The organism is Streptomyces sp. NPDC021212 (genome assembly GCF_044332925.1).
GTDB lineage: Bacteria > Actinomycetota > Actinomycetes > Streptomycetales > Streptomycetaceae > Streptomyces.
Map to the genome: position 1 here is coordinate 335,597 of NZ_JBIRPZ010000004.1, position 21,665 is coordinate 357,261.

Annotated in this window: 20 protein-coding genes and 1 tRNA gene; 12 read left to right on the forward strand and 9 right to left on the reverse strand. The window is 68.7% G+C overall.

What is annotated here, in order from left to right; genetic code table 11:
* The first annotated feature begins 22 nt into the window (after nucleotides 1-22).
* Together trxB and trxA are read left to right on the forward strand one after the other, a co-directional pair.
* Nucleotides 23-976, forward strand: coding sequence for a thioredoxin-disulfide reductase (gene trxB, locus ACH4SI_RS12975; protein ID WP_398295754.1), 954 nt, complete (start codon nucleotides 23-25; stop codon nucleotides 974-976).
* Between the two features lie 41 nt (nucleotides 977-1,017).
* Entirely contained in the window at nucleotides 1,018-1,347 is a 330-nt protein-coding gene (gene trxA, locus ACH4SI_RS12980; protein ID WP_009716492.1) for a thioredoxin, read from the forward strand.
* 96 nt (nucleotides 1,348-1,443) lie between these two features.
* Here the strand turns inward: trxA and ACH4SI_RS12985 are convergent, their stop codons facing one another.
* The 9 genes from ACH4SI_RS12985 to rpmH all read right to left on the reverse strand — a co-directional run bounded on the left by ACH4SI_RS12985 (nucleotide 1,444) and on the right by rpmH (nucleotide 8,224).
* Nucleotides 1,444-2,061, reverse strand: a complete 618-nt coding sequence (locus tag ACH4SI_RS12985; protein ID WP_009716491.1) for a GNAT family N-acetyltransferase — start codon at nucleotides 2,059-2,061, stop codon at nucleotides 1,444-1,446.
* 322 nt (nucleotides 2,062-2,383) lie between these two features.
* Nucleotides 2,384-3,529 (reverse strand): ParB/RepB/Spo0J family partition protein, encoded by a 1,146-nt coding sequence (locus ACH4SI_RS12990; RefSeq protein WP_398295755.1) that lies wholly within the window; start codon nucleotides 3,527-3,529, stop codon nucleotides 2,384-2,386.
* Nucleotides 3,526-4,617, reverse strand: a complete 1,092-nt coding sequence (locus ACH4SI_RS12995) for a ParA family protein (RefSeq protein ID WP_398295756.1) — start codon at nucleotides 4,615-4,617, stop codon at nucleotides 3,526-3,528. The genes ACH4SI_RS12990 and ACH4SI_RS12995 overlap by 4 nt, the downstream gene beginning before the upstream one ends.
* Nucleotides 4,618-4,865: 248 nt before the next feature.
* Nucleotides 4,866-5,579 (reverse strand): 16S rRNA (guanine(527)-N(7))-methyltransferase RsmG, encoded by a 714-nt coding sequence (gene rsmG, locus ACH4SI_RS13000; protein ID WP_398295757.1) that lies wholly within the window; start codon nucleotides 5,577-5,579, stop codon nucleotides 4,866-4,868.
* Between the two features lie 117 nt (nucleotides 5,580-5,696).
* Nucleotides 5,697-6,206: a protein jag gene (locus ACH4SI_RS13005; protein ID WP_398295758.1), complete on the reverse strand. Its 510-nt coding sequence runs from the start codon at nucleotides 6,204-6,206 to the stop codon at nucleotides 5,697-5,699.
* Between the two features lie 15 nt (nucleotides 6,207-6,221).
* Nucleotides 6,222-7,361 (reverse strand): membrane protein insertase YidC, encoded by a 1,140-nt coding sequence (yidC, locus tag ACH4SI_RS13010; protein ID WP_398295759.1) that lies wholly within the window; start codon nucleotides 7,359-7,361, stop codon nucleotides 6,222-6,224.
* Between the two features lie 3 nt (nucleotides 7,362-7,364).
* A complete protein-coding gene (gene yidD / locus ACH4SI_RS13015; RefSeq protein ID WP_398295760.1) occupies nucleotides 7,365-7,682 on the reverse strand; it encodes a membrane protein insertion efficiency factor YidD in 318 nt (105 codons plus the stop codon).
* Complete coding sequence (gene rnpA / locus ACH4SI_RS13020) at nucleotides 7,679-8,062, reverse strand: ribonuclease P protein component (RefSeq protein WP_398295761.1); 384 nt, start codon at nucleotides 8,060-8,062, stop codon at nucleotides 7,679-7,681. Before rnpA ends, yidD begins: the two co-directional genes overlap by 4 nt.
* A 24-nt stretch (nucleotides 8,063-8,086) precedes the next feature.
* On the reverse strand, nucleotides 8,087-8,224 hold the full coding sequence (gene rpmH, locus ACH4SI_RS13025) for a 50S ribosomal protein L34 (RefSeq protein WP_009716483.1): 138 nt from the start codon (nucleotides 8,222-8,224) through the stop codon (nucleotides 8,087-8,089).
* Between the two features lie 476 nt (nucleotides 8,225-8,700).
* Here rpmH and dnaA point away from each other — a divergent pair, with 476 nt between their 5' ends.
* The 10 genes from dnaA (at nucleotide 8,701) to ACH4SI_RS13075 (ending at nucleotide 21,638) form a co-directional block, all read left to right on the forward strand.
* Nucleotides 8,701-10,578 carry a chromosomal replication initiator protein DnaA gene (gene dnaA / locus ACH4SI_RS13030; protein ID WP_398295762.1) on the forward strand — a complete coding sequence of 626 codons (1,878 nt, stop codon included), beginning with the start codon at nucleotides 8,701-8,703 and terminating at the stop codon, nucleotides 10,576-10,578.
* Between the two features lie 872 nt (nucleotides 10,579-11,450).
* Complete coding sequence (gene dnaN, locus ACH4SI_RS13035) at nucleotides 11,451-12,581, forward strand: DNA polymerase III subunit beta (protein WP_398295763.1); 1,131 nt, start codon at nucleotides 11,451-11,453, stop codon at nucleotides 12,579-12,581.
* A 120-nt stretch (nucleotides 12,582-12,701) separates the two neighbouring features.
* The gene (gene gnd / locus ACH4SI_RS13040) at nucleotides 12,702-13,580 is read left to right on the forward strand and encodes a phosphogluconate dehydrogenase (NAD(+)-dependent, decarboxylating) (RefSeq protein ID WP_398295764.1); all 879 of its coding nucleotides are present in this window, start codon (nucleotides 12,702-12,704) and stop codon (nucleotides 13,578-13,580) included.
* Between the two features lie 53 nt (nucleotides 13,581-13,633).
* A complete protein-coding gene (gene recF, locus ACH4SI_RS13045; protein WP_398295765.1) occupies nucleotides 13,634-14,779 on the forward strand; it encodes a DNA replication/repair protein RecF in 1,146 nt (381 codons plus the stop codon).
* Complete coding sequence (locus tag ACH4SI_RS13050) at nucleotides 14,776-15,300, forward strand: DUF721 domain-containing protein (RefSeq protein WP_398295766.1); 525 nt, start codon at nucleotides 14,776-14,778, stop codon at nucleotides 15,298-15,300. The genes recF and ACH4SI_RS13050 overlap by 4 nt, the downstream gene beginning before the upstream one ends.
* A gap of 377 nt (nucleotides 15,301-15,677) precedes the next feature.
* Complete coding sequence (gene gyrB / locus ACH4SI_RS13055) at nucleotides 15,678-17,708, forward strand: DNA topoisomerase (ATP-hydrolyzing) subunit B (RefSeq protein WP_398295767.1); 2,031 nt, start codon at nucleotides 15,678-15,680, stop codon at nucleotides 17,706-17,708.
* A 44-nt stretch (nucleotides 17,709-17,752) separates the two neighbouring features.
* Nucleotides 17,753-20,365, forward strand: a complete 2,613-nt coding sequence (gyrA, locus tag ACH4SI_RS13060; RefSeq protein ID WP_398295768.1) for a DNA gyrase subunit A — start codon at nucleotides 17,753-17,755, stop codon at nucleotides 20,363-20,365.
* A 3-nt stretch (nucleotides 20,366-20,368) separates the two neighbouring features.
* Nucleotides 20,369-21,181 carry a DUF3566 domain-containing protein gene (locus tag ACH4SI_RS13065; protein WP_398295769.1) on the forward strand — a complete coding sequence of 271 codons (813 nt, stop codon included), beginning with the start codon at nucleotides 20,369-20,371 and terminating at the stop codon, nucleotides 21,179-21,181.
* A 70-nt stretch (nucleotides 21,182-21,251) separates the two neighbouring features.
* Nucleotides 21,252-21,325 (forward strand) — tRNA-Ile (locus ACH4SI_RS13070).
* Nucleotides 21,326-21,503: 178 nt separating this feature from the next.
* Entirely contained in the window at nucleotides 21,504-21,638 is a 135-nt protein-coding gene (locus ACH4SI_RS13075; protein WP_003958712.1) for a DLW-39 family protein, read from the forward strand.
* Nucleotides 21,639-21,665 lie beyond the last annotated feature (27 nt).

The following is a 21,665-nucleotide window of genomic DNA, read 5'->3' on the forward strand; positions in this document are numbered from 1 at the left end:
GGCAGAGACAAGGAAGACATCCGTGAGCGACGTCCGCAACGTGATCATCATCGGTTCCGGGCCCGCGGGCTATACGGCCGCGCTCTACACCGCCCGCGCTTCCTTGAAGCCGCTGGTGTTCGAAGGTTCCGTGACCGCCGGTGGTGCGCTGATGAACACCACCGACGTGGAGAACTTCCCCGGCTTCCGCGAGGGCATCATGGGCCCTGACCTGATGGACAACATGCGGGGGCAGGCCGAGCGCTTCGGCGCCGAGCTGATCCCGGACGATGTGGTCGCGGTCGACCTCAGCGAGGACATCAAGACCGTCACCGACTCCGCCGGTACGGTGCACCGCGCGAAGACCATCATCGTCAGCACCGGTTCCCAGCACCGCAAGCTGGGCCTGGCCCGTGAGGACGAGCTTTCGGGCCGCGGCGTCTCCTGGTGTGCCACCTGCGATGGGTTCTTCTTCAAGGACCAGGACATCGCCGTCATCGGCGGCGGTGACACCGCGATGGAGGAAGCGACCTTCCTGTCGCGGTTCGCCAAGTCGGTCACCGTGGTCCACCGCCGGGACACGCTGCGGGCCAGCAAGGCGATGCAGGAGCGTGCCTTCGCCGACCCGAAGATCTCGTTCCTCTGGGACAGCGAAGTCACGGAGATCCACGGCGACGGCAAGCTCTCCGGCCTGACGCTGCGCGACGTCAAGAAGGACGAGACGTCCGAGCTGCCGGTCACCGGCCTGTTCATCGCGATCGGCCATGACCCGCGGACCGAGCTGTTCAAGGGCCAGCTGCACCTGGACGACGAGGGCTACCTGAAGGTCGAGTCGCCCTCCACCCGCACGAACGTGCCGGGTGTCTTCGCCGCGGGTGATGTCGTGGACCACACCTACCGTCAGGCGATCACCGCCGCCGGCACCGGTTGCGCGGCCGCCCTGGACGCCGAGCGCTTCCTGGCCTCCCTGGGCGACGGCGAAGACGCCACCGTCTGAATCCGCTTCCGTCCCTGCACCAACGATTAAGGAGATTAGCCATGGCCGGTGCCACGGTCACCGTGACAGACGCCGACTTCGAGGAGACCGTCCTCAAGAGCGACAAGCCGGTGCTCGTCGACTTCTGGGCCGCATGGTGCGGTCCGTGCCGTCAGATCGCCCCCTCCTTGGAGGCCATCGCGGCCGAGCACGCCGACAAGATCGTCATCGCGAAGCTCAACATCGACGAGAACCCGGCCACGGCCGCCAAGTACGGCGTGATGTCCATTCCGACGCTCAACGTCTACCAGGGCGGCGAGGTCGCCAAGACCATCGTCGGCGCCAAGCCGAAGGCCGCGATCGAGCGCGACCTGGCCGACTTCATCGGCTGAGACGCCACCGCACCGACGAAGGGGCTGCCCGAGAGGGCAGCCCCTTCGCGCTTCACGTGGAACTCGCTTCACGTGGAACCCGCAGCACGTGGACTCTCAGAGCGGCCGCAGAGCCGGCTCCTTCTGGACCGCGCCGAGCAGCCGGTCCAGCGCCAGCTCGACGTCCTCCTTCCAGGAGATCGTCGTCCTCAGCTCGAGCCTCAGCCGGGGATACCGCGGATGCGGTCGCACGGTCTTGAAGCCCACCGCGAGAAGGTGATCGGCGGGCAGCACACACGCCGGTTCCTTCCAGGTGGCGTCCCCGAACGCCTCGATCGCCTTGAAGCCCCGGCGGATCAGATCCTTGGCGACGGTCTGCACCATGACCCGGCCCAGCCCCTGCCCCTGGTATCCCGGCATGAGCCAGGCGGTCATCAGCTGCACGGCATCCGCCGCGACCGGACTCGTCGGAAAGGCCGTGGACCGCGGCACATACGCGGGCGGCGCGTAGAGCACGAAGCCCACCGGCACCTCGTCGACGTAGACCACCCGGCCGCAGGATCCCCACTCCAGCAGAACGGCCGAGATCCAGGCTTCCTTCTCCAGCTCCGGACGTCCGGCCCTTACCGCAGCCTCGCCGCTGACGGGGTCGAGCTCCCAGAAGACACATGCGCGACAGCGCTTGGGGATGTCCGGGAGGTTGTCCAGCGTGAGCGGTACAAGCCGACGCCCCATGAAGCCAGTCCCTCACTTCCGTGGCCAGCCGCGGTACGGGCGGCTGACAGCGCACTACGCTCCCTGATCAGACTACCGACGAAACCGCCGACAGCGCCCAGGCCCAACCCTGTGGCCACCAGTCCGGTGCGGCTCACCGATCGCATGGCCCTGTCCTTCGCATGAGGTGCCTCCCCATGGATCCGCCTACCTGATCGCATCGTATCCGTGCCGACATTGCACCGATACCGCCCTTGAGCAAAGAGCGGGTCGTGTTCCGATGCCATCGGAACACGACCCGCCCCTACGTGCTTCCCCACGGCCGAGCCGTACGGTCAGCGCCTCATTCGTCCTCGTCCGCCGCCCCGTCCTCGGCGGACAGGGGCTGCTCCAGCACCGGGCCCTCGCCCGGGGCCAGGGTGCCGAGAATCCGCTCCAGATCGTCTATCGAGGCGAACTCGACGACGATCTTTCCCTTCTTCTGACCGAGGTCGACCTTCACCCGCGTCTCGAAGCGGTCCGACAGCCGGGACGCCAGATCCGTGAGCGCGGGGGACACCCGGGCGCCGGCCCGCGGCCCCTTCGCCTTGGGGGCACCGCCCGACCGCGACCCCATCAGGGTGACGATCTCCTCGACCGCCCGCACCGACAGCCCCTCGGCAACGATGCGATGCGCCAGCCGGTCCTGTTCCTCCGCGTCCTCCACGGAAAGCAGGGCCCGGGCATGGCCCGCGGAGAGCACACCGGCCGCGACCCTGCGCTGGACGGAGGGAGAGAGCCTCAGCAGCCGCAGCGTGTTGGAGACCTGCGGACGCGAACGCCCGATGCGGTCCGCCAGCTCGTCATGCGTGCAGTTGAAGTCCTTCAGCAACTGGTCGTACGCCGCGGCCTCTTCGAGCGGATTGAGCTGTGCCCGGTGCAGGTTCTCCAGCAGCGCATCGAGCAGAAGCTTCTCGTCGTCGGTGTCCCGGACGATCGCGGGGATCTTCTCCAGACCCGCCTCACGACAGGCGCGCCAGCGCCGCTCACCCATGATGAGCTCATAGCGCTCCGGCGCCAGCTGCCGCACCACGACCGGCTGGAGAAGGCCGACCTCCTGGATCGAGGTGACCAACTCGGCCAGGGCGTCCTCGTCGAACACCTCACGCGGCTGGCGGGGGTTGGGCGTGATGAAGTCGAGCGGCAGCTCGGCGAAGTGCGCCCCGGCCACTTCGTCCGCCGGGGGCGCCGGAGCGGCCTCAGGTTCCTTCTCCGGCGGGGCGGGCGGCTCGGTTTCACGTGGAACGCTCTGCGTGGACAGACCGGCCACCTTGGCCGCGGCCACCCCGCGCTCCTGGGTGAGCACCGGGACCGCGGTCGGTGAGGTCGATGCTCCTGAGGTGGTGGCCGTCCCCGCGCCCGTCGCGGGTCCGGCGTTGTCGGACCCCTTCGGCGCGGGAGGGATCAAAGCACCGAGCCCACGGCCCAGTCCTCTCCGTCGATCACTCACTGATTCCCCTCCTGCATGCTGTGCTGGTCGTGCTGGCTGATCGCGGGCATGGGCAGGGCGTGAGCGTGCTGAGCGTCGTACTGCACGTTGACCCCGCGAAGCGCGATCTCCCGGGCGGCCTCGAGGTAGGAGAGCGCTCCGCTCGATGCCGGGTCATAGGTGAGGACCGTCTGCCCATAGCTGGGGGCCTCGGAGATGCGCACCGATCTTGGGATGCTCGTCCGGAGCACCTCGCCGCCGAAGTGGCTGCGGACTTCGTCCGCCACCTGGGAGGCCAGCCGGGTCCGGCCGTCGTACATCGTGAGCAGGATCGTCGAGACATGAAGCTTGGGGTTGAGATGGCCCCGCACCAGATCCACGTTGCGCAGGAGCTGCCCGAGCCCCTCCAGAGCGTAGTACTCGCACTGGATCGGGATCAGCACTTCCGCCCCGGCGACCAGCGCATTGACCGTCAGCAGCCCGAGCGAGGGCGGACAGTCGATGAGGATGTAGTCCAGTGGCTGCTCATAGGCCTGGATGGCCCGCTCCAGCCGGCTCTCTCGCGCCACCAGGGAGACCAGCTCGATCTCGGCACCGGCGAGGTCGATCGTGGCCGGGGCACAGAACAGCCCCTCCACGTCCGGCACCGGCTGCACCACGTCGGACAGCGGCTTGCTGTCCACCAGGACGTCGTAGATCGAGGGGACTTCGGCGTGGTGGTCGATCCCCAACGCGGTCGAGGCATTGCCCTGCGGGTCGAGGTCGACCACGAGGACTCGTCCGCCGTGGAGGGCGAGAGACGCCGCCAGATTGACCGTGGTCGTGGTCTTCCCGACCCCGCCCTTCTGGTTGGCGACCACCATCACCCGGGTCTGCTCCGGTCTGGGCAGTCCTTCACCAGCCCGGCCAAGCGCCTCCACCGCCAGTTGAGCGGCACGACCAATAGGGGTGTCGTCCATCGGGGGCGGAGTTTCACGTGAAACGTCCTCCCCTGCCGATTCGGTACGGGGGCCGGGGACCGGGTCGGTCATCGGCCCCGCGATGTTGGCGTCGGACCGCAAGGATTCACTCTCCTCGACATCAGGCTCTCGATGCACAGAGCCTGCCATGCTTTGGGGGTTGTGAACCAGCGAGGCCCGTTCTCCTGTGGATGAATCCACGTCTTTACGGGGGCGGCGGTCGCGGGGCAGAGCCGCCGCACGACCGCGACTGATGATTCCATGCAGCAGGGAGCGACGTTTCACGTGAAACACGATGCACGGGCAGGCCCGTTGATTCGCCGCGACACTCCGGTATGCGTAGTTTAGGCAGCTTGTATGGAGCACCCCGTCGGACCGGTCGGCCTACGACAGAAGGATCAGGGGCGGCGCCGTGGCGCCTTGCGTGCCGCCTTGGCGCGCTTCGCGGCGAACCGCACACCGCCGGGACTCTCCCCGACCTCGACCCGCACCACGGTGGACAGCGGATCCACGACGCCCTCGCCGACATGCAGCACCGAGGTGTCCACCACACCGAGCTTGCTCAGCGCCGCCCGGGCGTGCTTCAGCTCCTCCTCGGCAGTGTCGCCCTTCAGCAACAGCATCTCTCCGTACGGCCGCAGCAGCGGGACTCCCCAGCCTGCCAGCCGGTCCAGCGGGGCCACCGCCCGGGCCGTGACCACATGCACCGGGGGAAGCTTCCCCAGGACCTCCTCGGCCCGGCCACGCACGACCGTGACATGCTCCAGGCCCAGCAGCTCCACGACTTCCCGCAGGAAGTTCGTACGGCGCAGCAGCGGCTCCAGCAGGGTGATCCGCAGATCCGGGCGGGTCAGGGCGAGCGGAATACCGGGGAGCCCGGCACCCGAGCCCACATCGCAGACGGTGACCCCCTCGGGCACCACCTCGGAGAGCACGGCGCAGTTCAGCAGGTGCCGCTCCCACAGCCGCGGCACCTCGCGCGGGCCGATCAGCCCGCGGGTCACGCCCACATCGGCCAGGAGCTCGCCGTATCGAACGGCCTCCGGGAAGCGCTCACCGAATACATCCTGCGCCTCCTCGGGCGCCGGGGGGAGCTCCGCTGCTTCCGTCACGGGAACCGTCCTTCCGTACCGAGCACTGTGCTGAACGCTGATGCTGATGTAAGGCTGACAAGATTCGGCCCCGCCTGCGCACAGACGGGGCCGGGTAGACCATGAGGCCGGGCCTGGTCAGGCCGGGAGTACGACCACACAGCGCTGGGGCTCCTCGCCCTCGGACTCGCTGTGCAGTCCGGCGGCGGCCACCGCGTCGTGCACCACCTTGCGCTCGAACGGCGTCATCGGCTTGAGCTTCACCGGCTCGCCGGCGCCCTTCGCCTCTTCCGCGGCCTTGGTGCCCAGCTCGGTCAGCTCGGCGCGCTTACGGGCCCGGTATCCGGCGATGTCGAGCATCAGCCGGCTCCGGTCGCCGGTCTCCCGGTGCACCGCGAGCCGGGTCAGCTCCTGAAGAGCCTCCAGCACCTCGCCGTCGCGGCCGACCAGCTTCTGCAGATCACGGCTGGTCGATTCGCTGATGATCGACACCGCTGCGCGGTCGGCCTCGACGTCCATGTCGATGTCACCGTCGAGGTCCGCGATGTCCAGCAGACCTTCGAGGTAGTCGGCCGCGATCTCCCCTTCCTGCTCGAGGCGGGTCAGGGTGTCGACACCCTCGGCGGCGGGGGTGGTGCCTTCCGTCACGGATGGACTCCTTCGTTACTTCTTGGACGGGTGCTTGGGACGCTGCTGGCCCTTGCGCTGCCCGGACTTCGTGTTCCGGGAGCCGGAGGCCGAGCCGCCGGCCGGCTTGCCGCCCTGCGAGCCCTTCTTCTCCGCCGCGCTCTGCCGCGTCTGTTCCTGGTCGGACTTTTCCAGCTTCGCCGTGGAGTCGGACTGCGCCGTCGCCTTGCTGTGGCCGTGACCGCCGGCGGTGGTGCGCTGCGACTTGGTCTGCCGCTTGGGCTGCTGCCGGTTGGCGCGGGCCGTCTCGGCGGCCTGCTTGGCGGCGACCTCGGCCGGCTCCTCCTTCAGCTTGCCCTTGGCCCGCAGCCGCTCCTGGCGGGCCTTGAAGGCGACGCTGCCCGGGGTCGGGTTACGGCGGATGACGAACATCTGCTGGCCGAGGGTCCAGACGTTGGTGGTCAGCCAGTAGACGAGAACACCGACGGGGAAGTTGATGCCGAAGACGGCGAACATGACCGGGAAGACGTACATCAGCATCTTCTGCTGCTGCATGAACGGCGTCTTCACCGTGAGGTCGACGTTCTTGGTCATCAGCTGGCGCTGGGTGAAGAACTGCGACGCCGACATCAGCACGATCATGGTGATCGTCACGATCCGGACGTCCGTCAGCGACGCTCCGAGGGACTCGACCTTCGAGGCGGAGTCCATGAACTTCACGGACAGGGGAGCGCCGACGATGTGCGCGTTACGGGCGCTGTCCAACAGCGACTGGTCGATGACACCGACCGTCCTGTTGTTCGCGATGTGGTTGAGGACCTGGTACAGCGAAATGAAGAACGGGGACTGCGCCAGAATCGGGAGACAGCTCGAGAGCGGGTTGGTGCCCGTCTCCTTGTAGAGCTTCATCATCTCTTCGGACTGGCGCTGCTTGTCGCTCTTGTAGCGCTCCTGGATCGCCTTCATCTTCGGCTGGAGCGCCTGCATGTTCCGCGTCGACTTGATCTGCTTCACGAAGAGCGGGATCAGGCAGATACGGATCAGTACCACCAGCGAAACGATGGACAGACCCCACGCCCAGCCACTGTTCCGGTCAAAAATGAGGCTGTAGAACGAGTGGAACTGGACGATGATCCAGGAAACTACGTCATAAAGAGGACCGAGGATCGTGTCCACGAATCAGGCTCCTTGGGCGTTGGGCTGGGTCTCGGGCTGTGCGGCGGGTTCCACAGCGGATTGCCCGCCGAAGCGGTTCCGCAGCCGCTGATGCCACACCGGATGCTTCCGGGGCGGCACGTGGTCGACGCCACCGAGCGACCATGGGTTGCAGCGCAGGATGCGCCACGCCGTCAGCGCCGTTCCTTTTACCGCGCCGTGCCGGTCAATGGCCGTGTAGCCGTAGTGCGAGCACGACGGGTAGTACTTGCAGACCGGTCCCAACATGGGGCTGATGGTCCACTGGTACAGCTTGATCAACCACAGCAGCGGGTACTTCATCGCGGCACCCCTCCCAGTAGCCGCTGCACTGCGGTGTCGAGGTCGCGGGCCAGCTGGTCGTGACCCGCCTCACCCGCACCGGGCAGCGCCCGTACGACCACAAGGCTACCTGCGGGAAAATGATCGAGACGGTCCCGCATGAGATGGCGCAGTCTGCGCTTCACCAGATTGCGGACGACGGCACCGCCGACCGCCTTGCTGACGACGAAACCCGCACGCGCCGGGGGAGCACTCTCCCCAGGTGCGTGCGGGTCCGTGTTCTTGCTGGTGAGGCCGCTGCGATAGTGCACGACAAGAAGCGGGCGACCGGCCCTGCGTCCTCGGCGTACCGCGGCCGCGAAGTCCTCGCGCCGCCTCAGCCGATGCTCGGTAGGCAGCACGTCATGGACCTTGGGTCAGGCTGCTCAGGCCGACAGGCGGCCGCGACCCTTGCTACGGCGGGACGCGAGAATCGCGCGGCCGGCACGGGTGCGCATACGCAGCCGGAAGCCGTGGGTCTTCGCGCGGCGGCGGTTGTTCGGCTGGAAGGTGCGCTTGCTCACTCGGGGACTCCAGAAATGAATCGGGTAGTGGCGGTACATCGCCTGGCTGTCACCGTGCGCCCACGAGTAGCTCGCAATACGCCCGAGTGCACCGCTTCACGATCACGGATCATGAAGTCCGTGACCCTTGCCCATCGGAGGCAGGCGGCAGCAGCCATCGACAACTCGACCTGGTTACGGTACGCGCGGTTACGCCATCCGGTCAACCCGGCAGACGGCCCGGAGGGCGCCCCGCCCTACCCGTCCGCGGGGGCAAGGGAACGACCGGCGACATCACATGGCACATTTGTACACACCCTGTGGACAACGACTTGAACCCTGAACCCCGGCCTGACTACCGTGGCCGGGCTCCGATTCCTTCCCACCCGTCCCGAGAACCACCTTTCGTGGGACATGTCGGCGTCCCCCACCCAGCGAGTGAGAGAGCGTGCCCTGTGGCTGACGTACCTGCCGATCTTGCCGCAGTGTGGCCACGCGTGCTCGAGCGTCTTCTGGGAGAAGGCACGGGGCAGGGGGGACAGGGCGTCGAGGCCAAGGACGAGCACTGGATCAAACGGTGCCAGCCCCTCGCGCTCGTCGCCGACACCGCCCTGCTCGCCGTCCCCAATGAATTCGCCAAGGGCGTGCTGGAGGGCAGGCTGGCCCCCATCGTCAGCGAAACGCTGAGCCGGGAGTGCGGCCGCCCGATCCGCATCGCGATCACCGTCGACGAGTCGGCCGGCGAGCCGATCGTCCCGCAGCAGCCGCAGCGCGGCGGCCGGGACGGTTATGAGAACCGCCACGACGGATACGAGAGCCGCGACGGTCGCGACGGCTACGAGAATTACGAGAGCCGCGACGGCTACGGCCGCCAGACCCCCGGCGAGCTGCCGACCGCCCGCCCCGCATACCCCGGCTATCAGCAGCCGCGCCCCGAGCCCGCCGCCTGGCAGCGGCCCCATGACGACTACGGCTGGCAGCAGCCCCGGCTCGGCGGTTTCCCCGAGGCCGATCCGTACGCGTCACAGCACTCCTCGTCCGGCTACGACCAGCAGCCGTACGACCAGCAGCCGCGCGTCGACTACCGGGGCCCCGGGCCGGGCGGCCCCGGCGGAGGCCCGGGATCAGGCGGCCCGGGTGGCCCGGGAAATCACGGCGGCCCCGGCGGAAGCCCGGGCGGTCCCGGCGGCGTCCCCGAGCGTCCGCCGTACGAGCAGCAGCGCCACGATCTTCCCGACCCGCTGGAGCGTGCCCGCGGCGGACCGCCCGTCCTGCCCTCGCAGACCGGCGCCCCCGGCCCGCTCGCCGCGCAGCCCGCGCCCGCGTCCGGCCCCGGTGAGCCGACCGCCCGGCTGAACCCCAAGTACCTCTTCGACACCTTCGTCATCGGCGCCTCCAACCGCTTCGCGCACGCCGCGGCCGTCGCGGTCGCCGAGGCGCCGGCCAAGGCGTACAACCCGCTCTTCATCTACGGGGAATCAGGGCTCGGCAAAACCCACCTGCTGCACGCCATCGGGCACTACGCCCGCAGCCTCTATCCCGGGACCCGGGTGCGCTATGTGAGCTCCGAGGAGTTCACCAACGAGTTCATCAACTCCATCCGCGACGGCAAGGCGGACGCGTTCCGCAAGCGCTACCGCGACATGGACATCCTCCTGGTCGACGACATCCAGTTCCTGGCGAGCAAGGAGTCGACGCAGGAGGAGTTCTTCCACACCTTCAATACGCTCCACAACGCCAACAAGCAGATCGTGCTCTCCTCCGACCGGCCGCCCAAGCAGCTGGTCACCCTGGAGGACCGGCTCCGCAACCGCTTCGAGTGGGGCCTGATCACCGATGTGCAGCCGCCGGAGCTGGAGACGCGCATCGCGATCCTCCGCAAGAAGGCGGTCCAGGAGCAGCTGAACGCGCCGCCGGAAGTGCTGGAGTTCATCGCCTCCCGGATCTCCCGCAACATCCGGGAGCTGGAGGGCGCGCTGATCCGGGTCACCGCCTTCGCGAGCCTGAACCGGCAGCCGGTGGACCTCGGCCTCACCGAGATCGTCCTCAAGGATCTGATCCCCGGCGGCGAGGACGCGGCCCCGGAGATCACGGCCACCGCGATCATGGCCGCGACCGCCGATTACTTCGGGCACACGGTGGACGACCTGTGCGGCGCCTCCCGCAGCCGGGTGCTGGTCACGGCGCGGCAGATCGCGATGTACCTCTGCCGTGAGCTGACCGACCTCTCCCTGCCCAAGATCGGCGCGCAGTTCGGCGGCCGGGACCATACGACCGTGATGCACGCGGACCGCAAGATCCGGGCGCTGATGGCCGAGCGGCGCTCCATCTACAACCAGGTCACCGAGCTGACCAACCGCATCAAGAACGGCTGAGCAGGCCGCGGAGGCGCCGCATGGCGGCCCGTGGGACACGCGGAGACAGCGCGGAAACAGCGCAGCGAGACGGGCAAGGGCGCTCCGGGACGGACAACTCCCGGGGCGCCCTTCGTCGTTCGGTCTCCCCGGCTGTTCGATTCCATGCCCTGACAGGCCAGTTCTCCACAGACCCACGGCGAATGTGCCGTCCACACCTTGGGGACTTCTCCGTTGTCCCGAATCCGTCCACAGGCTTGGGGTGCAGGATGGGATCAGACGAGGTCAGCCGGGTGTGGAATTGTGGCAAACCTCGATCCACAGACTGTGGACGAACAGATCGCCCACAGCCCGTGCTTCGAGTTGTCCACCGGCCGCCCACAGCCACAGGCCCGTTGCCCACAGCTTCTCCACACGCCTGTCCACTGTTCGGCAACGAAACGGTCACCCTCACCGGACCGAGTGAAAGGCGTCACACCAAGGAGCCGGGTTGGGCTGTGGGGAACGTGGGTAAAACTGGGGACGCCGCTGGGGAGAACCGGGCGACTCCTGTGCATCGCGTGTGCAGAACTTTCCGGCATCCACAGAACGGCTGGGTTGTCCACGGGCGCCGCCCACAGGACCGGTGGACAAAAAAGCGGGCCTGACCTGCACAAAGACGGTTTTCCACGGTTTCCACAGGCCCTACTACTACGACCACACAGTTAGAGCGGGGAAATCGCTTCGAAGTGGGGCCTGTGCACAACCTCGGGCCGGGCCGCCCGACACGTCTCGCACCGACTTGACCCCGAGCCGCGCCGACTGTCAGCGACGTGCGTCAGACTGGTCTCCGGCAACACAGCCGACGACGAAGGCCAGCAGGGCGAGCCAGCAACAGCAGGAGGCGGTTTCCGGTGAAGATCCGGGTGGAGCGCGATGTACTCGCGGAGGCAGTGGCCTGGACAGCCCGCAGCCTCCCGGCCCGTCCGCCGGTGCCCGTCCTCGCGGGCATCCTGCTGAAGGCGGAGGAAGGCGCTCTCAGCCTCTCCGGCTTCGACTACGAGGTCTCGGCCCGCGTCTCCGTCGAAGCCGACGTGGAGGACGACGGCACGGTCCTGGTCTCCGGCCGCCTTCTCGCCGACATCTGCCGCGCTCTCCCCAATCGCCCTGTGGAGATCTCCAGCGACGGCGTGCGCGTGACCGTCGTCTGCGGTTCGTCGCGCTTCACCCTCCACACACTGCCTGTGGAGGAGTACCCGGCGCTGCCGCAGATGCCGACCGCCACCGGCACCGTCCCCGGTGAGGTCTTCGCCGCCGCTGCCGCCCAGGTCGCCATCGCGGCCGGCCGGGACGACACCCTGCCGGTGCTCACCGGTGTGCGGATCGAGATCGAGGGCGACACCGTCACGCTGGCCTCCACCGACCGCTACCGGTTCGCGGTCCGGGAGTTCCTGTGGAAGCCGGAGACGCCGGACATCTCCGCCGTCGCGCTGGTCCCCGCCAAGACGCTGCTCGACACCGCCAAGTCGCTGACCAGCGGCGACACGGTCGCCCTGGCGCTGTCCGGCTCGGGTGCGGGCGAGGGGCTGATCGGCTTCGAGGGCGCCGGGCGCCGTACGACCACCCGGCTGCTCGAGGGCGACCTGCCGAAGTACCGCACGCTCTTCCCGACCGAGTTCAACTCCGTCGCGGTGATCGAGACCGCGCCCTTCGTGGAGGCCGTCAAGCGTGTGGCGCTGGTCGCCGAGCGCAATACGCCGGTGCGGCTCAGCTTCGAGCAGGGCGTGCTGATCCTGGAGGCCGGTTCCAGCGACGACGCACAGGCTGTGGAGCGCGTCGACGCGCAGCTCGACGGCGACGACATCTCCATCGCCTTCAACCCGACGTTCCTGCTCGACGGGCTCAGCGCGATCGACTCCCCGGTCGCCCAGCTGTCGTTCACCACGTCGACGAAGCCCGCCCTGCTCAGTGGCAAGCCCGCCATGGACGCCGAGGCGGACGAGGCGTACAAGTACCTGATCATGCCGGTCCGGCTGAGCGGTTGAGCGACCGAGTAGCCGAGGCTCGAACGGATGAGCAGGTGTAGCCAACATCTGTGCGGACACCCGCGGGCGTAGGCTCGGTCCCAGGTACGAACCGCACTGACTACGGCATAAGGATCACTGATGGAGCTCGGTCTCGTCGGCCTCGGCAAGATGGGCGGCAACATGCGCGAGCGCATTCGCCGCGCAGGCCACACCGTCATCGGATACGACCGCAACCCGGACGTCGCCGATGTGCACAGCCTCGGCGACCTGGTGAGCAACCTCAACGGCCCGCGCGTGGTCTGGATCATGGTTCCGGCCGGTGTGGCGACCCAGACCACCATCGACGAGCTGGCCGAACTGCTGTCGCCCGGCGACATCGTCGTGGACGGCGGCAACTCCCGCTGGACGGACGACGAGAAGCACGCGGAGCAGCTGCACGCCAAGGGCATCGGCTTCGTCGACTGCGGCGTCTCCGGCGGAGTCTGGGGCCTGGAGAACGGCTACGCGCTGATGTACGGCGGTGCGGCCGAGCACGTCGCCCAGGTCCAGCCGATCTTCGACGCGCTCAAGCCCGAGGGCAGCTCAGGCGCCGTCCACGCCGGCACCGTCGGCGCGGGCCACTTCGCCAAGATGGTCCACAACGGCATCGAGTACGCGATGATGCAGGCGTACGCCGAGGGCTGGGAGCTGCTGCAGGCCGTCGACTCGGTCACCGACGTCCGCGAGGTGTTCCGCTCCTGGCAGGAGGGCACCGTCATCCGCTCCTGGCTGCTGGACCTGGCCGTCCGCGCCCTGGACGAGGACGAGCACCTGGCCAAGTTGCGCGGGTACGCCGACGACTCGGGCGAGGGCCGCTGGACCGTGGAGGCCGCGATCGACAACGCGGTGCCGCTGCCCGCGATCACGGCGTCCCTGTTCGCCCGCTTCGCCTCGCGTCAGGACGACTCCCCGCAGATGAAGATGGTCGCCGCGCTGCGCAATCAGTTCGGCGGCCACGCGGTCGAGAGCACCAAGTAAGCAGCACCTCAAGGGTGTAGTAATACTGCCGGGGGAGGTCGGCGCAGCCCACCATGCACGTCACGCATCTGTCGCTCGCCGACTTCCGCTCGTACGCCCGGGCCGAGGTCGCCCTGGGCCCGGGCGTCACCGCCTTCGTCGGGCCCAACGGCCAGGGCAAGACCAACCTCGTCGAGGCCGTCGGCTATCTCGCCACCCTCGGCAGCCATCGCGTCTCCTCGGACGCCCCGATGGTGCGCATGGGGGCCGAGCGGGCGGTCGTCCGGGCCGCGGTGGTCCAGGGGGACCGGCAGCAGCTGGTCGAGCTGGAGCTGAACCCCGGCAGGGCCAACCGCGCCCGCATCAACCGGTCCGCGCAGGTCAAACCGCGGGATGTGCTCGGCATCCTGCGCACGGTGCTGTTCGCGCCCGAGGATCTTGCCCTGGTCAAGGGCGACCCCGGGGAGCGCCGCCGCTTCCTCGACGAGCTCATCACCGCGCGTGCGCCGCGCATGGCCGGGATCCGCTCGGACTACGACCGGGTGCTCAAGCAGCGCAACAGTCTGCTGAAGACCGCCGCGTTGGCCCGTCGGCACGGCTCACGCGGCGGGAGCGGTGGCGACGCGGCGCTGTCCACCCTCGACGTCTGGGACCAGCATCTGGCCCGGACCGGCGCCGAGCTGCTCGCCCAGCGCTTCGACCTGATCTCCGTGCTGCAGCCGCTCGCCGACAAGGCGTACGAGCAGCTGGCTCCTGGCGGCGGCCCGGTCCTGCTGGAGTACCGCGGTTCGGCCGGGGAGGACCTGACCGCGGCCGGCAGCCGCGAGGAGCTGTACGAGCGGCTGATGGCGGCCCTGGCCGACGCGCGCAAGCAGGAGATCGAGCGCGGCGTCACGCTGGTGGGACCGCACCGGGACGACCTCGTCCTCAAGCTCGGGCGGCTTCCGGCCAAGGGCTACGCGAGCCATGGCGAGTCCTGGTCGTACGCCCTCGCGCTGCGCCTGGCCTCGTACGACCTGCTGCGCGCGGAAGGCGCCGAGCCGGTGCTGGTGCTGGACGACGTCTTCGCCGAACTGGATTCCCGGCGCCGGGAGCGGCTGGCCGAGCTGGTCGCCCCCGGTGAGCAGGTGCTGGTCACGGCGGCCGTGGAGGAGGACGTCCCGGAGGTGCTGTCGGGCGTGCGTTACGTGGTGGCCGAGGGGGATGTGCGGCGGGTATGACGGACCAGCCCGCGAAGACCCCCGAGCCCTCGGGCGTCGATCTGGCGCGCGTCGCGCTGCGTGCCGCCAAGGAGCAGGCGCGGGCCCGCGGCGCGGCCGCCCAGCAGAAGAAGCAGGCGCGCCGAGGGGGCTTGCGCTCCGGCGCGCGCGCCGATGGGCGCGATCCGCTTCCGCTCGGGGCGGCGATCAACCGGCTGATCACCGAGCGGGGCTGGGAGGCACCGGCGGCGGTCGGCGGGGTGATGGGCCGCTGGCCCCAGATGGTCGGTCCGGAGGTCGCCCAGCACTGTGAGCCGCAGCGGTACGACGAGGACGCCCGGGTGCTGACCGTGCGCTGCGACTCCACGGCGTGGGCGACCCAGCTGCGGCTGCTCGCACCGCAGCTGGTGGCCCGGCTCAACGCCGACCTCGGGCAGGGCACGGTGCGGTTGATCAAGGTGCTGGGCCCGGGCGGGCCGCCCCGGCGCTACGGTCCGCTGCGCTCCCCCGGCAGCACCGGCCCGGGCGACACCTACGGCTGACCGGGCGTCCATGGGGCCCGTCGGGGTCCCGCCGGAGGCCCGTGGGGAGCCCGTTCCCGGGCCCGTACGAACCGGTCTCCGGGGCCCGTGTGGGCGCCTGAGCAGAGGGTGACGGCTGAGACCCCGGTCACGGTAGCCGGTGGTTGACAGCCCGAAGCGCTGAGTGGCGGTGTGAGCCTCTTGGAGCCCGTCCCCGCATATGGGGAGTCGCTGGCGACCGGTTCAGGGCGGCACATGCGGACTCAGGCGCCAGCAAGCCCCCATTCTTGTCGGCGCTACCGGTAGACTGGGCGAGTACACCGTCGCCGCCGGCGCACCTCGCGCTTGCGGACACATGTTGAACGACGCAGCCGCTCCTGCCTGCCCGGAGACGGCATGTGCTGTGCCAGAAAGGGCGCTTCGTGGCCGATTCCGGCAACCCCATCGAAAACATCACGTCCATCCCCGACGGCGAGGCCCTGGCTCCGCCGTCGTACGACGCCAGTGCGATCACCGTTCTGGAGGGGCTGGACGCGGTCCGCAAGCGACCCGGTATGTACATCGGTTCCACCGGTGAGCGCGGCCTGCACCACCTCGTCCAGGAGGTCGTCGACAACTCCGTCGACGAGGCCATGGCCGGTCACGCGGACACCATCGAGGTCACGATCCTCGCCGACGGCGGCGTCCGCGTCGTGGACAACGGCCGCGGGATCCCCGTGGGCATCGTCCCCTCGGAGGGGAAGCCGGCCGTGGAGGTCGTGCTGACCGTGCTGCACGCGGGCGGCAAGTTCGGCGGCGGCGGCTACGCCGTCTCCGGCGGTCTGCACGGCGTCGGCGTCTCCGTCGTCAACGCCCTGTCGTCGAAGGTCTCGGTCGAGGTCAGGACGGACGGCTACCGCTGGACCCAGGACTACAAGACCGGCGTGCCGACCGCGCCCCTGGCCCGGAACGAGGCCACGGAGGAGACGGGCACGACGGTCACCTTCTGGGCCGACGGGGACATCTTCGAGACCACCGAGTACTCGTTCGAGACGCTGTCGCGGCGTTTCCAGGAGATGGCGTTCCTGAACAAGGGGCTGTCGATCTCGCTGCGGGACGAGCGCGAGGCCCATGTGGACGAGGAGGGCAACCCGCTCTCCGTGAAGTACCACTACGAGGGCGGCATCGTCGACTTCGTCACGTACCTCAACTCCCGCAAGGGCGAGCTGGTTCACCCCACGGTGATCGGCTTCGAGGCCGAGGACAAGGAGCGGCTGCTCTCCCTCGAGATCGCGATGCAGTGGAACACCCAGTACTCCGAGGGTGTCTACAGCTTCGCGAACACCATCCACACCCATGAGGGCGGTACGCATGAGGAGGGCTTCCGGGCCGCGCTGACGTACCTGATCAACAAGTACGCGCGCGACAGGAAGCTGCTCCGCGAGAAGGACGACAACCTCACCGGTGAGGACATCCGCGAGGGCCTGACCGCGATCATCTCGGTCAAGCTGGGCGAGCCGCAGTTCGAGGGTCAGACGAAGACGAAGCTGGGCAACACCGAGGCGAAGACCTTCGTCCAGAAGATCGTCAACGAGCACCTGGCCGACTGGCTGGACCGGAACCCCAACGAGGCGGCGGACATCGTCCGCAAGGGTCTCCAGGCGGCGACGGCCCGGGTGGCGGCCCGCAAGGCGCGCGACCTGACCCGCCGCAAGGGGCTGCTGGAGACCGCGTCGCTGCCGGGCAAGCTGAGCGACTGCCAGTCCAACGACCCGTCGAAGTGCGAGATCTTCATCGTCGAGGGTGACTCCGCCGGCGGCTCGGCCAAGTCCGGCCGTGATCCGCAGTACCAGGCGATCCTTCCGATCCGAGGCAAGATCCTCAACGTCGAGAAGGCCCGGGTCGACAAGATCCTCCAGAACAACGAGGTCCAGGCGCTGATCTCGGCCTTCGGTACCGGTGTGCACGAGGACTTCGACATCGCCAAGCTCCGCTATCACAAGATCATCCTGATGGCGGACGCCGATGTCGACGGCCAGCACATCAACACCCTGCTGCTGACGTTCCTCTTCCGCTTCATGCGTCCGCTGGTCGAGGCCGGGCACGTCTTCCTCTCCCGCCCCCCGCTCTACAAGATCAAGTGGGGCCGGGACGACTTCGAGTACGCGTACTCGGACCGGGAGCGGGACGCCCTGATCCAGGTGGGCCGTGAGCAGGGCAAGCGCATCAAGGACGACTCGGTGCAGCGCTTCAAGGGTCTGGGCGAGATGAACGCCGAGGAGCTGCGCGTGACCACCATGGACCTCGACTCCCGGGTCCTCGGCCAGGTCACGCTGGACGACGCGGCACAGGCCGACGACCTGTTCTCGGTCCTGATGGGCGAGGACGTCGAGGCACGGCGCTCGTTCATCCAGCGCAACGCCAAGGATGTCCGCTTCCTCGACATCTGAGTCGGCCACCCGCAGCCGCAGACGACAGAAGGACTTGACCAGCAATGGCCGACGAGAACAACCCGACCACGCCCGACGAACTCGCCGAGGGCGCCGCCATGCGCATCGAGGCGGTCGGCCTCGAGACCGAGATGCAGCGTTCGTATCTCGACTACGCGATGAGCGTCATCGTGAGCCGTGCGCTGCCCGACGTCCGGGACGGCCTCAAGCCGGTGCACCGGCGCGTGCTGTACGCGATGTACGACGGCGGTTACCGCCCCGAGAAGGGCTTCTACAAGTGCGCCCGCGTCGTCGGCGACGTGATGGGCACGTACCACCCGCACGGTGACTCGTCCATCTACGACGCCCTCGTGCGGCTGGCCCAGTCGTGGTCCATGCGCATGCCGCTGGTCGATTCCAACGGCAACTTCGGCTCCCCGGGCAACGACCCCGCGGCGGCCATGCGGTACACCGAGTGCAAGATGGCCCCGCTGGCCATGGAGATGCTCCGGGACATCGACGAGGAGACCGTCGATTTCCAGGACAACTACGACGGCCGTAACCAGGAGCCGACGGTCCTCCCGGCCCGCTTCCCGAACCTGCTGGTCAACGGCTCGGCGGGGATCGCGGTGGGCATGGCCACCAACATTCCGCCGCACAATCTGCGCGAGGTCGCCGAGGGCGCCCAGTGGTTCCTGGCGAACCCGGAGGCGTCCCCGGAGGAGCTGCTCGACGCCCTGATCGACCGGATCAAGGGCCCGGACTTCCCGACCGGCGCGCTGGTCGTGGGCCGCAAGGGCATCGAGGAGGCGTACCGCACCGGCCGTGGCTCGATCACGATGCGCGCGGTCGTCGAGGTCGAGGAGATCCAGGGCCGGCAGTGCCTGGTGGTCACCGAGCTGCCGTACCAGGTCAACCCGGACAACCTGGCGCAGAAGATCGCCGACCTGGTGAAGGACGCCAGGATCGGCGGCATCGCGGACGTCCGCGACGAGACCTCGTCCCGCACCGGCCAGCGCCTGGTGATCGTGCTCAAGCGGGACGCGGTCGCCAAGGTCGTCCTCAACAACCTCTACAAGCACACCGATCTGCAGACGAACTTCGGCGCCAACATGCTGGCGCTGGTCGACGGCGTGCCGCGGACCCTGTCGCTGGACGCGTTCATCCGCCACTGGGTCACCCACCAGATCGAGGTCATCGTCCGCCGGACCCGTTTCCGGCTGCGCAAGGCCGAGGAGCGGGCGCACATCCTGCGCGGTCTGCTCAAGGCGCTGGACGCGATCGACGAGGTCATCGCGCTGATCCGGCGTAGCGACACGGTCGACACCGCGCGCGGCGGCCTGATGGAGCTGCTGGAGATCGACGAGATCCAGGCGAACGCGATCCTGGAGATGCAGCTGCGGCGGCTGGCCGCCCTGGAGCGTCAGAAGATCATCCAGGAGCACGACGAGCTGCAGGCGAAGATCGACGAGTACAACGCGATCCTCGCCTCGCCCGAGCGCCAGCGGCAGATCATCAGCGAGGAGCTGACCGCGCTCGTCGAGAAGTTCGGCGACGACCGGCGCTCCAAGCTGGTCCCCTTCGACGGCGACATGTCCATCGAGGACCTGATCGCCGAGGAGGACATCGTCGTCACGATCACCCGCGGCGGCTATCTGAAGCGCACCAAGACCGAGGACTACCGCTCGCAGAAGCGCGGCGGCAAGGGCGTGCGCGGGACGAAGCTGAAGCAGGACGACATCGTCGACCACTTCTTCGTCTCGACCACCCACCACTGGCTGCTGTTCTTCACCAACAAGGGCCGGGTCTACCGGGCCAAGGCGTACGAACTCCCGGACGCGGGCCGGGAGGCGCGCGGCCAGCACGTCGCGAACCTGCTGGCGTTCCAGCCGGACGAGCAGATCGCCCGGATCCTGGCGATCCGGGACTACGAGGCGGTGCCGTATCTGGTGCTGGCCACCAAGTCGGGTCTGGTGAAGAAGACGCCACTGAAGGATTACGATTCGCCGCGCTCCGGCGGTGTGATCGCCATCAACCTCCGGGAGATGGAGGACGGCCGCGAGGACGAACTGATCGGCGCCGAGCTGGTCTCCGCCGAGGATGATCTGCTGCTGATCAGCAAGAAGGCGCAGTCGATCCGGTTCACGGCGACCGACGAGTCGCTGCGGCCGATGGGGCGCGCGACCTCGGGCGTGAAGGGCATGAGCTTCCGCGAGGACGACGAGCTGCTCTCGATGAATGTCGTCCGGCCCGGTACGTTCGTGTTCACCGCCACCGACGGTGGGTACGCGAAGCGTTCCAATGTCGACGAGTACCGGGTCCAGGGTCGCGGCGGCCTCGGAATCAAGGCCGCCAAGATCGTGGAGGACCGGGGTTCGCTGGTCGGAGCGCTGGTCGTCGAGGAGAGCGACGAGATCCTCGCCATCACGCTCGGGGGCGGTGTGATCCGGACACGGGTCAGCGAGGTCAGGGAGACGGGCCGTGACACCATGGGCGTCCAACTGATCAACCTGGGCAAGCGCGATGCCGTCGTCGGCATCGCCCGGAACGCCGAGGCCGGTCGTGAGGCTGAAGAGGTCGAGGACGTCATCGAGACCGCGATCGAGGCAGCCGAGGAGGCCGCGTCCGAGGCGGCCGGGGGCACGCCGCCCCCGGCCGATGAGACGACCGAGGAGTAAGTCGTGAGTGGAGCCACGGGCGGAGCGGGTGGCAGCACGGGAGCCGAAGGGCGTCCGGGAGCGACCCCGCCCTCCGCGGGCGGTGCGTCCGCCGCGAATGACGCCCGTGGCCCCGCCGCCGACTCCCAGGACGGAGCCGATTCCCAGGGGGGCACGGCGACGGACACCCGGAAGCTGCGTCCCGTGCCGGCCTCGGATCCCCAGCCGGAGCGGCAGGCGTCGAGCCCGCTGCCCAGTGAGCGGGCCGCCCAGCCGCAGCCCGAGCGGCCGTACCACCCGCCGCAGGCCTACGCACCGCCGCCCGGCGGCAGTGCGGCCACGGCCGGGCGCGGGATCTCCGCACAGCCCGCCGTGCCGGGGCAGCAGCCCCACGGGGCGGCGGGGCGCCGCCCGGGCACCGGCACCGGCACCGGCGGCGGTGCGCCTGCCGCACGCCCGGCGCCGCGTACGCGCAAGGCACGGCTGCGGGTCGCGAAGCTCGACCCGTGGTCGGTCATGAAGGTCAGCTTCCTGCTCGCGATCGCGCTCGGGATCTGCACGGTGGTCGCGGCGTCGGTGCTGTGGATGGTCATGGACGCCATGGGTGTCTTCAGCGCGGTGGGCGGGACCATCAGTGAGGCGACGGAGGGGCAGCAGGGCAGCGGCTTCGATCTGCAGTCGTTCCTGTCGCTTCCCCGCGTCATGACGTTCACCTCGGTGATCGCCGTGATCAACGTGGTGTTGGCGACCGCGCTGGCCACGCTGGGCGCGTTCATCTACAACCTGTCGGCCGGCTTCGTGGGCGGCGTGGAGCTGACGCTCGCCGAGGACGAGTAGCCGGCGAGGGCGGTCCCGGTTACCGATTTTGGGACTGGGCTGGTGGTGCGCTAATCTTTCGGTGCAGCGCGGGGCTATAGCTCAGACGGTTAGAGCGCTTCCCTGATAAGGAAGAGGCCACAGGTTCAAGTCCTGTTAGCCCCACCGGCGCGATCAGCCTGGACGGAGATTCTCCGTCCAGGCTGATTCATTTGGGCGCCCGGGAGTTGATGACCGGATACCGCCCGCCCGATGCCGGGCATAGGTCACCGAACGGTATCGGTCGGTGTGTATCATCGGGCGCCAGAGGTCCCCTACGTCAAGAAAGAGACGAGGTAGCGCGGTGAAGAAGCTTCTCCTGGTCGCACTGGCCGCCATCGGCGGGCTCCTCGTGTACCGCCAGATCCAGGCGGATCGCGCCGAGCAGGATCTGTGGACGGAGGCGACCGACTCCGTGCCCGCAGGTTCGGGTGTGTGACCCCCACAGTCCCATTACGAGGGCCCC

Coding starts and splice junctions, on each gene's coding strand:
- ACH4SI_RS12995 (WP_398295756.1), bottom strand. CDS start 4,617: ATGGCAGGCTCTGTGCATCGAGAGCCTGATGTCGAGGAGAGTGAATCC.
- trxA (WP_009716492.1), top strand. CDS start 1,018: ATGGCCGGTGCCACGGTCACCGTGACAGACGCCGACTTCGAGGAGACC.
- gnd (WP_398295764.1), top strand. CDS start 12,702: ATGGAGCTCGGTCTCGTCGGCCTCGGCAAGATGGGCGGCAACATGCGC.
- yidD (WP_398295760.1), bottom strand. CDS start 7,682: ATGAAGTACCCGCTGCTGTGGTTGATCAAGCTGTACCAGTGGACCATC.
- ACH4SI_RS13050 (WP_398295766.1), top strand. CDS start 14,776: ATGACGGACCAGCCCGCGAAGACCCCCGAGCCCTCGGGCGTCGATCTG.
- ACH4SI_RS12985 (WP_009716491.1), bottom strand. CDS start 2,061: ATGGGGCGTCGGCTTGTACCGCTCACGCTGGACAACCTCCCGGACATC.
- gyrA (WP_398295768.1), top strand. CDS start 17,753: ATGGCCGACGAGAACAACCCGACCACGCCCGACGAACTCGCCGAGGGC.
- recF (WP_398295765.1), top strand. CDS start 13,634: ATGCACGTCACGCATCTGTCGCTCGCCGACTTCCGCTCGTACGCCCGG.